Origin of the sequence: Brevibacterium senegalense, assembly GCF_000285835.1 — a bacterium.
GTDB lineage: Bacteria > Actinomycetota > Actinomycetes > Actinomycetales > Brevibacteriaceae > Brevibacterium > Brevibacterium senegalense.
The window spans coordinates 486,814-498,806 of sequence record NZ_HE978601.1; the positions used below are offsets into that span (position 1 = coordinate 486,814).

Consider the following 11,993-nt stretch of genomic DNA (forward strand, 5'->3'; position numbering starts at 1 on the left):
CATCGATCGGGTCGACCCGAACTGCGCGATCGACAGCACCGCAGAGCACGAGGCGTGCGCCTCGTCGCTGAGTCCGGGCCCTTCCTGCCCGAACAGCAGCACGCACTCACGCGGCAGATCGAAGGTCTCCAGCGGCACCGAGTCCGGGAAGTTGTCGATGCCGATGAGTGCCAGGCCCTGCTCACCTGTCCAGGCCGCAAGTTCCTCGACCGTCGGATGGTGGTGCACGTGCTGATAGCGATCCGTCACCATCGCCCCGCGACGGTTCCACCGACGACGTCCGACGATGTGGACTGCGGCCGCATTGAATGCGTTCGCCGTCCGCACGACGGATCCGATGTTGAGATCGTGCTGCCAGTTCTCCACGGCCACATGGAATCCGTGCCGGCGGGTGTCGAGGTCCGCGACGATCGCGTCCATCGACCAGTAGCGATACCGGTCGATGACGTTCCGTCTGTCGCCCTCCTCCAGCAGGACCGGGTCCCAGTGCGCACCGTGGGGGCGGGGCCCCTGCCAGGGCCCCACCCCCACGGAATCAGACTCGGTCACACCTGGGACGGTGCCGACCGGCGCTTGCGCGGGCTGGGCTTGAGGCCCGACCGTCCCGCACCGCGCAGCAGCGTGCGCTGGTATGCGGACGCCGCCAGCCAGTAAACGATGAAGCCCACGACAGCAGAGATCCCGGCTGCCACGAGGCCCTCCCACCACTCCGCCTGACCGGCCATGTAGCGCATGGGCATCGCCACGGGCGAGGTGAGTGGCGCATACGACAGCCACAGCATGACAGTCGACTCCGCTCGGAGGACGAGCGGCGCCAGCACGCCTGCGACCGTCAGGACGACAGCCGCCCCGTATCCCACGCGCCTGACGCGCCGCGAGGCACTGGTCGCCGCCCACAGATGCGCTGCGAGCAGCAGGAACGCAGTCATGAGCGCGATGAGTGCGAACCAGCCCAGCGCCGGCAGGAGGTCGACGGCCAGGTCGGTCCGCTGCCCGATCGAGAGGCCCACCAACAGAACCGCGCCAGCGAGGACCGGGAACGTGAGGAACAGCAGTGTGAGTCCGTAGACCCGGCCCCACGCCGAGGCCCGGGCCGGGATCGTGGACGCGATCACCTCCGCGAGCCGGTTCCGCTTCTCCGTCCGGAGATTCTGCGTCAGAGCAGCACCCAGCGTGAGCACTCCCACAGCGACCACGATCGCCAGCCCCCACGCCACCGGGTCGGAGACCGCGGGTGCGACTGCCGGCGGCTCCAGGTAGTCGACGGGGATCGGCTGGTTCAGCACGTCCAGGATCGACTGCGGATCACGGTCGAGTGCCAGGAGCGAGGCCTGCTGCATGCCGGTCGGATCGAGGACGTAGACAGCCCCGGCCTCCCCGCTGCGCAGCATCGCCTCGCCGGCTTCCTGATCTTCGACAGAGACGACCGGGAGCCCCAGCTGCTGGCCGAAGCCGTCCGCCTGCTCCTGGTCGACACCCACAACGGCAAGAGTCTCCGGGGCGTCCCCGATACCGGCTCCAGCGCGCTGGAACCCGACGATCAGAGCGGCGATGACGGAGACGCCCAGCAGCAGCGCGGACACATAGAACAGCGGAGAGCGCGACACGGAGGATGTCTCGCGGTGGCTCACCAGGTACGCGGCCTGCGACGCCGTCAGGTCATGGAACTCACTGACCAGACCGGTCGCCGGCAGAGTCGCGGGGTCGGGTGTCTCCTCGCGCAGCTCTTCCGGTGTCTCGTCGGTCTCGTCGATCTCGACGAAGTCGTCCGCGAGATCCTGGTCGCTCTCGTCGCCATCCTTCAGAGGCTCCGACACGATGTCGTCGGCGTCCTCAGCGGGTTCGACCGGGTCGTTCGTCTTCTTGTCCGTCATCTGATTACACCGACTCCTTGAACAGATCTGCGAGGTCCCGTGTGCGGGGGCCGAAGGAACGAAGACCGGCGAGTCCCTGCACCCTCTGCGCGGCCGCCTCCTCATCCGGAGCGACGAAGGTGACGACCTCGTCCTCCACTGTCACGTCTGCAGCACCGGCAGCGGTCAACCGGTCGACCGCACTGGATGCGTCGTCCTCGCTTGCGAAACGAGCCGCGAAGAGCCGCTCATCACCCTGCAGATCGTCGAAGGTCCCCTGACCCACGATCCGCCCGTGCGCCAGCACGATGAGATCGTCCGCGTGCTCCTGGGCCATCCGCCACTTGTCAGTCGTGAAGAAGATCGGCACTCCCGACTCCGCGTGATCACGCAGCAGCCCGAACACGATCTCCGCAGACTCTGCATCCAGCCCGTCGAAGGGCTCGTCCAGGATCACGACGTCCGGGTCCGCCGCGAGCACGGCGGCGATGTCCACGCGGGCGATCTCGCTGCCGGAGAGGTGGCTCAGCTGGGCGTACGCACGGTCGGACAGATCCAGGCGCGCCAACAGAGTGACTGCGTTCTTCTCCGCAGCGCCCAGGGTCATGCCGTGGAGGCGCGCCAAGTAGACGATCTGCTCCAACACCTTCATGCGCGGGTACCCGCCCCGCTCACTGGGCAGGTACCCGAAGTTCTGCCGGTCGCCGTACCCCAGCTTCGACCCCGCCAGCTCGATGGTGCCCTCATCCGCGTCGATGAGACCCATGATGGAACGCACCAGTTCGGTCTTCCCCGAACCGCGCAGGCCCACGACACCGGTGAGGCGTCCCGAGTCTGCGGTGAACGAGACGTCCTTGAGATAGGTCTTCCGGCCACTGGTGACCGTCAATCCCTTCACTTCGAGCACTATTGCGTCCTTCTGCCTGTCGGATGGGGGCTGGGCACGGTGGTCTGCTGTGAGATGGCCCATGCGCTCGTGTCAGTCTGATGGCCAGTGGGGCGACGAGCAAACTCCCTCGGAGTCGGTCAGCGCCCTTGCGGCAACCTGTCAGTGCGGGTCCAGTCTGCGTCGCTCACTCAAGTCCCAGGTCGCGTGTGCTGATAGCGGCCAGGTAGGGAACCCCGGCCTCGGCCTCGACTCTCTCCTTCGCACCGGTGTCACGGTCCACGACGACGACGACCGCCACCACGTGTGCGCCCGCTTCGCGCAGCGCACCGACCGCGTCGAGGACGGACCCTCCGGTGGTGGACGTGTCCTCGAGGGCGACGACGCGTCGTCCCTCGACCGAAGGACCTTCGACGCGACGCCCCATGCCGTACTGCTTCGCCGCCTTGCGCACAACGAAGGAATCCACCGGAGTGCCTCGCTCGACGGACCGGTGCATGACCGCTGTCGCGACCGGGTCCGCTCCCATCGTAAGCCCGCCGATCGACTGGACGGCGTCCTCACCCGTCAACAGTCCGTGCTCGTCGAGCAGGTTGAGGACGACATCGCCCACGAGCGGTGCGGCGCGGTGCTCCAGCGTCACGCGGCGCAGGTCCAGGTAGTAGTCGGCTTCCATGCCGGAGGCGAGGGTGACGCGGCCGCGCACCACGGCGAGTTCGTCGATGAGGGGCAGGAGTCGCTCGCGGGCGGTCGCGGTCTCAGTCATGAGTTCGATCATATTCCGTTGCGTGCCCGCATGTGTCCACTGGTCGTCAGTGCCGAGCCCGACGACGTCGACCCAGCGCATCGCTCAGGTGGCGCACCAGGGGATGTGGGACCAGCTGCGCCGCCGCGTAGACGGCCTTGTAGCGCGCGCTCGGCACACTGATGATGCGACCTCGTCGTGCATCGCGGAGCGAGTCGGCCACGACCCGTTCCGCATCGAGCCACAGCCAGGACGGTCCAGCGCGACGGACGCGCATCCGGTCGTGGAACTCTGTGGTGACGAAGCCGGGAAGGACGGCGGTGACGGTGACGCGCGTATCCGCGAGCTCGGTCGCCAGCGCTTCAGTCACCAACATCGCAGCACTCTTGACCGCCGAGTAGGTCCCGTATGTGCCGAATGCCGCGAGTGAGGAGACGTTCACGATTCCCCCGCGTCCGCGTTCACGCATCTGCAGTGCGGCCGCGCGGCTCAACAGCGTCACAGCCCGCAGCATCACCATGTCGCTTGCGATGAGCTGGTCGGCGGAACTGTCGAGCGTCGATGTCTTCAGACCGAACCCGGCGTTGTTCACCAGGACGTCGATCCGTGTGTGGTCGATGACAGTTGTCAGATCGTCGATGCCGCGCTGAGTAGCCAGGTCGGCGACGCACACATCCGCGTGGATGTGGTGCTCCTGTGCGAGGTCCTGCGCAACCTGACGCAGTTCCGACTCACTTCGAGCCGCGAGCACCAGGTCGTAGCCATCTCGAGCGAGCTGTTCGGCGTACTCTCGCCCCAACCCCGCACTCGCGCCGGTGATGAGCGCGCGCGGTCGATCATTCATGAGTGATCACCCCTGATCCGCTCGCTTCGACCCCTGTGGCAGACGCACAGTGAGCGACTGCACGCAGTACCCGACGGGTCCGGAGACGTCGTGGAAGACCGCATGCGTGATGCCGGTGCCCGTTTCGCCGAAGCCGACGCTGATGTCCTGGCCCACGCCTCCCGGGGCCGGCGGGCGGAAGAAGTGGATCGTCAGATCGACGTTGGGGAAGAAAACCTCTCGCGGGTCCTCGCGCACCGCCATCCCGTTCATCGAGTCGCAGTACTTCACGAACGCGGCGTAAGTGCTGTCCTCCTCACCTTCGACCACGGAGACGTTCGTACTGAGCCACGTCTGCCGTCGCCCCGGTCGCCCCCCGGGGGCCTCTGCTCCGCTCAGCGACCCGATGAATCCTCCGGGCCACAACTCCGACAGGTTCCGCGACTCGAACGTCGAGGGATCGGGGAACGGAGCAACCTCTAGTCCCGCCACCGGGGATGTGTCGGACGTCGACAGCCGCCAGACTCTGGCGGTCACGGACGTCCGCGGCGCTCCCACTCCCGTGTGTACTCCTCGATGGACCATGCGAGCCTCGATCAGTTCGATCGTCTTGCCGGGGCGGATCGTCTCGACCTCGATGTCGAACTCCCCGGAGTGGATGACCCCCAGGATGTCGAAGGTGATCCGTGAGATCTGCTTGTCTGTGGGAAGCGCCCGCTCCAGCTGGTGAACGACGAGTGCGGAGGCGGCAGACATGTGTTGCTCGCCCAATTGCCACGCGCCTTGGGAGTGCAGAGTCGAGCGGAAGGACGATGTGCCCGTGCGGACGAAGTAGGCGGAAGGGACTGCTTCGCCGTCCGCGCCCAGATGGTGGTTCGGTGCTGCTGGCATGACTCAGACACTATCGCGGCGTCGTTCAGACGGTCGCAGTGCAGTCGCCACCCCTCACCACCACCGACTACCGTTGGCCCCATGCGCATCGTGAACTGGAATGTGAACTCGATCCGAGCCCGTGCTGAGAGGATCGGCGCCTGGCTCGACCGCTCTGACGCGGACGTCCTGGCCATCCAGGAGCTCAAGTGCAAGGACGCCCAGTTCCCGCGCGAGATCTTCGACAGCCGCGGCTATGAGGTCGCCTTCCACGGCCTCAACCAGTGGAACGGAGTCGCCATCGCCTCCCGCGTGGGCCTGGACGATGTGGAGATCGGCTTCGACCAGATGCCCGGCTTCGGTGAGGACCTGGCCGCCGAGGCCCGCGCGATCTCCGCCGTCACCGGTGGGGTCCGCGTCTACTCCCTCTACGTCCCCAACGGCCGCGAACTGGACCACCCCCACTACGCCTACAAGCTCGAGTGGCTCGACCGGCTGCGCGCGGTCGCCGCGGCACGGCTTGCCGCGGACGACTCCGACACGTTCGTCCTCACCGGCGACTTCAACGTCGCCCCGCTGGACGAGGACGTCTGGGACATGGCGGAGTTCGAGGGCGCCACCCACGTCTCCGACGCAGAGCGCGCCGCCTTCCAAGCCCTCATCGACGCGGGTCTCCAGGAGACCAGCCGTCCGTTCACCCCGGGCCCCGGCGTCTACACGTTCTGGGACTACCAGAAGCTGCGCTTCCCCAAGAAGCAGGGCATGCGCATCGACTTCCAGCTGGCCTCCCCCGCCCTCGCGGCGACGGCGACCAACGCCTCGATCGACCGCGAGGAGCGCAAGGGCAAGGGCGCGTCTGACCACGCCCCCGTCATCGTCGACTACGACGTCTGAGCCCTACTCCCCCACCACCCGCCAGCGGGGGCGGCTTCCGTTCCCGCCCGGGTCCGTCACGACTACGCGCACCGGCTCGTCCAGCACGAACTCGTAGCCGCCAGCCCGCGCCTGCCGGGTCGCGTCCATCCGCTCGTCGTGGTCCGACATCTGCAGCTGCAGATCGCCGTACCGCAGCGGGTTCTTCGTGAAGATCTGCCACCGCATCCCCCACGGCAGGTACTTCGGACGGTGCGGGCCGTCCTCCAGTCGCCCCGCACCCGCAGGGCCCTCCGTGTCGATGAGGACCGTCACGCGCCGCTGATCGTTGTCGTCCTGGAACCTGGCCGGCGGTCGCGCATCGACGCTCACGATGACACTCCGCACCACGCCTGGGATCCCCTGCCCGTTACGCGGCTTCCCCGCTCGTCCGGGGCGGGACCGTCGGATCGCCCAGAACACGACCCCCATGAGTGTCAGCATGCCGCCGAACAGGGCGACCGCCATGACGACGAACAGAATCACCGGCGTGCTCATGCGGCCACCAGCACCCGAACCGTCCGCCTCACTCGGAGACTCCCGGCCTGCGGTCGTCCTCCGGCTCCTCCGAGGCCGGCACCGTCACGGGTGCGGGCGCGGCCCGCTCCACCCCGGCCGCCTGCGCGATCGACTGCGCGGCACCGTACACGGCCTCGGCGTAGTCCAGCGAATCGTTGTACGACAGGACCGCGTTCTCCCATCCCTGCGGACTGTTGAGCGACCCGCCCGCGCACAGGTAGGCCGCCGCACTCAGCGCTGCATCGTCGATGTTCTGCGGGTCCGCTGTCCGATCGCCGTTGCCGTCCCGACCGTGGACCGCCCAGCTCTGCGGGATGAACTGCAGGGGCCCCACCGCACGGTCGTACCGGTCGTCCCCGTCCAGTTCGCCGTCATCGGTGTCCTCGATGGTCCGCACACCGGACCCACCGCTCAGCTCCACGCCCACGATCGGCTGCGAGACGTCGCCGGAGTCCTGGATCCGCGTCCCGTCGACACGACCGTGGTTCGTCTCCACCTGACCGATCGCCGCGAGCGTGTTCCAGCCCAGACCGCACGACGGCATCCGATCCGTCGTCCACGCGGCGGCACCCACGTACGCCTGCAGCGCCCGCCGGGGGATGCCCGTCGCCTCCGCCGTGTCGTCCAGCCACTCGGAATCCACCACCTGCGGCAGCTCACCGCGGCCCGCCGGGTCCGCGGGCGGCAGCAGCGGCAGGTCCGGCGCCGCCTCCTGCCGACCGTCGTCCGGCCCCTGGGTCTGCTCCTGGGCCTGCGACTGCCCGGCCTGACCCGCCAGCGAGAGGAACAGGGTCCCCGACCCCACCGCCAGCCCCGCGGACACCATGCCCGCGATCGCCACGAACACCTTCGCCGGTCGCCTCATCGCAGCGCCCCTTCCCGTTCACGCACGCCTGCGCGTGCCCCTGCTCCGCCGTCCACGTCAGCGCCTCGCTTCCCGCAGCACGACCACCAGGATCGCGACGAGGAGCAGACCGGCCAGGGTCATGCCCGCCCCGGCCACGCCCCACCAGCCGCGACCCAGCCCGTTGCTGGTCTGCTGCTGGGCCTGCGCTTTGTCGGACTGCTGAGCGTCCTCACGGGTCTCCGGCTGCTGTGCGGTCAGCAGATCCGTCGCCCACGACACGTCCGGGCAGGCGGAGAAGAGCGTGTTCATCATCGTGCCCGCCTGCGCGGACGCGTACCGATCACCGGCGACGAACTCCAGCTCGACCTCCCGGTCGTCCCCGTCGCTCAGCGTCACCGCGTACACGCCGGGCTGATCGAACCCGAACAGCAGCGTGCCGGAGGACTCCGGTTCGACCGTCAGCGTCCCGCCGTCCGCGCTCACCCCGGTGCCCTCGCCCAGGAAGACCCGGACCTGACCGTCACCGGCCGTCTGCTGGACCTGCAGGTCGACCGGCTCGTCGAACCCTGTCGCCGACCACGTGAAGCCGGGCGCACCGGTGGACCCCGTCGCCAGGTACTGCCCACCCGGTGCCACGAAGCCCTCGATGCCGGCCGCCGCCGTCCTGCGCGAGGTGTCGCCCACGACGACGGAGCTGCCGTCCGCCACCGTCGCGTCCGACGCCGCATCCGCCACCCGCAGTCCGTCGTCGGTCACCGTCAGTGCGAAATCGCCGTCGCGCAGCTGCCGCGGCGTCTGCCCGTCCGCCGGGCACACCACCGCCGAGGCCGGGGCCGCCACGACGCGGGTCTCATCCTCGTCGTCGTCGTCCTCGTCCTCGTCGTCGGACCGGCTGTCCATGCCGCCCTCCGACTCGTCGTCGTCGCGGTCGCCGCCGTCCAGGCCGCCGCGGTCGCCGTCCTCGTCGTCCTCGTCGCCGCCGAGGCCGCCCTCGGACCCGTCGTCGTCTCCGGATCCGTCCTCGTCGCCCGAGCCGTCCTCGTCGGATCCGTCGTCACCGGTGCCGTCGTCGCTCCCGTCACCGTCATCGTCCGCGGGGAAGGGGATGACCGCGTCCTCCGACTCCCCGGCGCAGTCGACCGAGGTCGGATCCGCGTCCCCCACGACGAAGCGCAGCACGTCATCCGGCGGCAGATCCTTCGTCGTCCCCGGTGACGTCTCCATCGCCCGTGCGCGCGGGCCGTCCACCGCGTAGGCGACGCAATACACGCCTCTCTCCGTGAAGGACCAGGTGGCGTGCGCGTCGCGGGTGGGCGCCCAGCGGTGCTCGACCTGCACGTCGCGGTCCAGCAGCATCGTCTGCTGCGCATGGCCGCGGTCTGCGAACACCCCGTCCTCCGTCTGGTTGCGGTAGGTGACCGCGCCGTCCTCCGGTGCCGCGGTCAGCCGGAAGCCCAGGCTGTGCGCTGCGGTCAGGGAGTCTCCCAGGTCCAGACCGGGACCGGTGAGGTCCCCGGCGACCGGGGCCTCGGCGGCGGGGTTCGCGTGCTGCATCGCCGGGACCTGGAAGTACGGTTCGCCGTCCGCGTCGAGCTGGGTCGTGATCGCGTCCTGCGTGGAGCCGTGGGTGAAGTCCGGCGCGCCCACTCCCCGGTCATCGGTGTCACCGGCGCCGTCGACCTCAGCGCACGACGTGGCCTGAGCGGGGTCCTCCGTGGGCTCGTCCGTGGGGACTTCGGTGGGCTCGAGGGTGGGCGGGTTCGCCGTGAGTGTGGGATCCGGTGCGGGCTCCGTGGGAGCGGGGTCCGTGGGTCCGACGGTGGGCGGGTTCGCCGTGACCGTGGGATCCGGATCCGGGCCGACCGTGGGCGGGACCGCCGAGGGGATGTGGTCGGGCTCGACGAGACCCGGCTTCTCCTCCGTCGTGCCGCCCAGACCGCCGGCGGACTCGCCGTCGCGCAGTCCGGGCGTCTCATCCTCCGCCGGTGGGACCGGCGAGGGGGTGTCCGTCGGCAGCGTCGTGGGCGTGGGCGCCGGTTTCGTGGGCTCCGGCAGGGGCTCCAGCTGCCGGTCCTCATCGCGGAAGGTGAGGACGGACTGCGCTGCGCCGCCCTCCGCCGTGCCGTCCTGCGCGGTGCGGACGCCGCCGGTGTCCACCGCGACGCAGTAGGCGATGCCGCCACTGGTGTCCGTCTGCGCCGCCTCTGCGGACATCGCGTCGGAGGGGATGAGGAATGACCACTCCGTCTGCAGCGCGTGGTCCACGTCGAACGCGCTGCCGCTGCTGTTGAGCAGACCGGTGTCCGCCAGCCGGCGCGGCGTCCGGAGGGGGCTGTCCCCCTGCTCCATCGCCTCGACATCCCGTGGCACCTCATCGATGGACAGCGCCGGCCGGATGTCGATCGCCTCGCCGATCCGACCGTTCCCGTCGACCGGGTGCGCGGTGACCCCGCGCAGCGACAGGGGGTACGGCTGCTCCGTGTCGCCGTCGCGCTGCGGCGCCACCCCCATCCGGACCCGTCCCTCGTCCAGGCTCAGGACGGAGCCGGCCGCGGCCTCGGGAGCGGCGTCCTTCTCAGACCAGCCGAAGCCGGTGTCGCCCCAGCCCACCGTCAGGGTGCCGGCGGTCGCCGCCTGCGCGGCTGCGCCCCCGGGCGGGATCGTGATCGCGGCGAGTGCAGGAGCGGCCACGAGGGCAGCGGCCAGGGCGGCGCCCCAGAACGGACGGGAATCGTGAGGGGGCACGGATCAGTTCTCCAATGGGATCTTCGAGCACGATCTGCCCTCGCGCTGCCGCGCGAGGGCCAGGGGGCAGACCATCAGGTCCAGGTGAGCGGCGTGTGAACTCACGAAGGCCGCGACGTGAGGAACCACTCGTTGGGTTCCGGCAGCCACAGGAGGACCACGACGGCGATGCCCAGCAGGCCGGTCATCCCGCCGCCGGAGCCACCGGCCACGAGGCCGCCCGCACCCACGATGAGACCCACGGCGGTGAGGACGGACAGCACGAAGCGGGCCCACTCGCTGGCCTCGCGGATCTTGAACGACAGGAGCACCTGCAGCGCGCAGATGACGACGTTGAGCGCGACGATGACGGTCGCGACCAGCGCGGGCACCACGGCGCCGCTGTACGCGAAGAGGCCCACGCCCAGCATCGCCACGAGACCCAGGACGGACAGGACCAGGCCCAGGGCCGAGCTGACGAGGAGGATCCAGAAGGCGATGGAGACGAGCGTGGGCACACCCTGCTGCGAGAAGATGTGGCCGCCGAACCCGCCGGCCGGCAGGACGTCCTGCAGCGAGCGCGGCCAGGACTGCGGCATGCGGAAGCGGTAGGGCTGCTGCGAGGCGCCCGGGTGGGGCTGGCCGGCGTGGCCCTGGGGACCGGGCTGTCCGTAGGAGGGCTGGCCCGGCTGCGGGTGGCTCTGGGGGCCGGACTGACCCGGTTGACCCGGCTGTCCGCCGTTCCCGTCCTGCGGTCCCTGCTGCCATGGCTGGTCGGTCATGCTGCCTCCTCGTTGCTGGGTGGAATCGTGCGTGCGGCGCGCCGGGTCAGTCGACCAGGCGGATGTCGAAGAGCTTGCGCCACGCGTCCTCGTTCGTGATCACCGCGGAAAGCGCGGTGGGTCCCGTGTACGACGCATGGGCGACCGAGCCGTTGCCCCTGCAGGTGACCTTCCACGAGATGATGACGCGGGTGCGCCGCTCCCGGATGACCGTGTGGTGCCGGCAGCGGATGCCGCTCGAATCGATCTGGGCCGTCGCCGTCGCCTCGCCCGTCAGGGTCTTCTGCGCCTTCCGGCCCACGGGGGACTCGACCTTCGACGACGTCGTCACGTCCGTCGTGATCCGCTGGACACCGGGTCGATAGGAGGACAGCGTCGTGTCGTTGCGGCGGGCGAAGTCCGTGGCGCCCGGTGACCCGCTCATGCTCGAGATTCCGAACGCGGTGGGCCACGTGGTCCGGGTGATCGGACCCACGGGCGAGGCCACGATGTGGCCGCGCGAGAAGGTCCAGATCATGTCGTCCCGGACGTCGCGAGCGGCGGCCAGCGCCGCGGCGTCCGCACCCTTCTGGGCCCGCGTGCGCGTATCGACCGCCTCGGCGACGATGAAGCCGCCGATCGTGGCGGCGAGGATCGCAAGGGACAGCAGGAGGACGGGCAGAGTCATCTGCCCGTCCTCGCGCCGCCGGAACACGTCCGTCATGAGGTGTGTGCCCCTCTGTGGATCAGCCGGCCGTCTTGCCGAGGATGTTGTCGATGACGGTCCCGATGCCCTCCGTGAGCTTCGTCGTGCCGGTGCTCTCGAAGAACACGGCGACCGCGATGATGACGATGGAGATGATGACGATGATGCCGACGTACTCGATGGTGCCCTGACCGTCCTCGCGGCGATCCGCGAGAGCACCCTTGGCGGCCTCGGCGTACTGCTTGGCCTGGTTGTCGATCGTGAGGGCCATGCGCTGGAGCTTCTGCATCGTTCTGTTCCTTCCCTGTCCGGATCCTGTCCGGGGATTCCGTCGTGCTGACGATGTC

Annotated in this window: 13 protein-coding genes; 1 reads left to right on the forward strand and 12 read right to left on the reverse strand. The window is 69.5% G+C overall.

Annotated elements, in window-relative coordinates; genetic code table 11:
• The 6 genes from HGBR_RS05350 to HGBR_RS05375 all read right to left on the reverse strand — a co-directional run.
• The coding region (locus HGBR_RS05350; RefSeq protein WP_026077362.1) for a TrmH family RNA methyltransferase at positions 1–549 on the reverse strand (549 nt) is incomplete at its 3' end.
• On the reverse strand, positions 546–1,874 hold the full coding sequence (locus HGBR_RS16545; protein WP_019158300.1) for an ABC transporter permease: 1,329 nt from the start codon (positions 1,872–1,874) through the stop codon (positions 546–548). The genes HGBR_RS16545 and HGBR_RS05350, both read right to left, overlap by 4 nt.
• Positions 1,875–1,878: 4 nt before the next feature.
• Positions 1,879–2,760, reverse strand: a complete 882-nt coding sequence (locus HGBR_RS05360) for an ABC transporter ATP-binding protein (protein ID WP_019158301.1) — start codon at positions 2,758–2,760, stop codon at positions 1,879–1,881.
• A gap of 166 nt (positions 2,761–2,926) precedes the next feature.
• The gene (gene pyrE / locus HGBR_RS05365; RefSeq protein ID WP_026077363.1) at positions 2,927–3,505 is read right to left on the reverse strand and encodes an orotate phosphoribosyltransferase; all 579 of its coding nucleotides are present in this window, start codon (positions 3,503–3,505) and stop codon (positions 2,927–2,929) included.
• 46 nt (positions 3,506–3,551) lie between these two features.
• The gene (locus HGBR_RS05370) at positions 3,552–4,328 is read right to left on the reverse strand and encodes an SDR family NAD(P)-dependent oxidoreductase (protein WP_026077364.1); all 777 of its coding nucleotides are present in this window, start codon (positions 4,326–4,328) and stop codon (positions 3,552–3,554) included.
• Positions 4,329–4,334: 6 nt separating this feature from the next.
• Complete coding sequence (locus HGBR_RS05375) at positions 4,335–5,198, reverse strand: thioesterase family protein (protein ID WP_051013310.1); 864 nt, start codon at positions 5,196–5,198, stop codon at positions 4,335–4,337.
• A gap of 81 nt (positions 5,199–5,279) precedes the next feature.
• Between HGBR_RS05375 and HGBR_RS05380 the strand changes: the two genes are divergently transcribed.
• On the forward strand, positions 5,280–6,071 hold the full coding sequence (locus HGBR_RS05380; RefSeq protein WP_019158306.1) for an exodeoxyribonuclease III: 792 nt from the start codon (positions 5,280–5,282) through the stop codon (positions 6,069–6,071).
• Between the two features lie 3 nt (positions 6,072–6,074).
• Here the strand turns inward: HGBR_RS05380 and HGBR_RS05385 are convergent, their stop codons facing one another.
• The 6 genes from HGBR_RS05385 to HGBR_RS20165 form a co-directional block, all read right to left on the reverse strand.
• Positions 6,075–6,587 carry a hypothetical protein gene (locus tag HGBR_RS05385; RefSeq protein ID WP_147522256.1) on the reverse strand — a complete coding sequence of 171 codons (513 nt, stop codon included), beginning with the start codon at positions 6,585–6,587 and terminating at the stop codon, positions 6,075–6,077.
• A 28-nt stretch (positions 6,588–6,615) separates the two neighbouring features.
• Positions 6,616–7,473, reverse strand: coding sequence for a lytic transglycosylase domain-containing protein (locus tag HGBR_RS18705; RefSeq protein WP_083882734.1), 858 nt, complete (start codon positions 7,471–7,473; stop codon positions 6,616–6,618).
• 57 nt (positions 7,474–7,530) lie between these two features.
• On the reverse strand, positions 7,531–10,200 hold the full coding sequence (locus HGBR_RS18710) for a hypothetical protein (protein ID WP_051013312.1): 2,670 nt from the start codon (positions 10,198–10,200) through the stop codon (positions 7,531–7,533).
• Positions 10,201–10,301: 101 nt separating this feature from the next.
• The gene (locus tag HGBR_RS05400) at positions 10,302–10,961 is read right to left on the reverse strand and encodes a hypothetical protein (protein ID WP_019158309.1); all 660 of its coding nucleotides are present in this window, start codon (positions 10,959–10,961) and stop codon (positions 10,302–10,304) included.
• Positions 10,962–11,007: 46 nt separating this feature from the next.
• Positions 11,008–11,664 carry a pilus assembly protein TadG-related protein gene (locus HGBR_RS20160; protein ID WP_019158310.1) on the reverse strand — a complete coding sequence of 219 codons (657 nt, stop codon included), beginning with the start codon at positions 11,662–11,664 and terminating at the stop codon, positions 11,008–11,010.
• 22 nt (positions 11,665–11,686) lie between these two features.
• Entirely contained in the window at positions 11,687–11,935 is a 249-nt protein-coding gene (locus HGBR_RS20165) for a hypothetical protein (RefSeq protein WP_019158311.1), read from the reverse strand.
• Between the last annotated feature and the right edge of the window lie 58 nt (positions 11,936–11,993).

Coding starts and splice junctions, on each gene's coding strand:
- HGBR_RS05380 (WP_019158306.1), top strand. CDS start 5,280: ATGCGCATCGTGAACTGGAATGTGAACTCGATCCGAGCCCGTGCTGAG.
- HGBR_RS05370 (WP_026077364.1), bottom strand. CDS start 4,328: ATGAATGATCGACCGCGCGCGCTCATCACCGGCGCGAGTGCGGGGTTG.
- HGBR_RS18705 (WP_083882734.1), bottom strand. CDS start 7,473: ATGAGGCGACCGGCGAAGGTGTTCGTGGCGATCGCGGGCATGGTGTCC.
- HGBR_RS05385 (WP_147522256.1), bottom strand. CDS start 6,587: ATGAGCACGCCGGTGATTCTGTTCGTCGTCATGGCGGTCGCCCTGTTC.
- pyrE (WP_026077363.1), bottom strand. CDS start 3,505: ATGACTGAGACCGCGACCGCCCGCGAGCGACTCCTGCCCCTCATCGAC.
- HGBR_RS05400 (WP_019158309.1), bottom strand. CDS start 10,961: ATGACCGACCAGCCATGGCAGCAGGGACCGCAGGACGGGAACGGCGGA.
- HGBR_RS20165 (WP_019158311.1), bottom strand. CDS start 11,935: ATGCAGAAGCTCCAGCGCATGGCCCTCACGATCGACAACCAGGCCAAG.
- HGBR_RS16545 (WP_019158300.1), bottom strand. CDS start 1,874: ATGACGGACAAGAAGACGAACGACCCGGTCGAACCCGCTGAGGACGCC.
- HGBR_RS20160 (WP_019158310.1), bottom strand. CDS start 11,664: ATGACGGACGTGTTCCGGCGGCGCGAGGACGGGCAGATGACTCTGCCC.
- HGBR_RS05375 (WP_051013310.1), bottom strand. CDS start 5,198: ATGCCAGCAGCACCGAACCACCATCTGGGCGCGGACGGCGAAGCAGTC.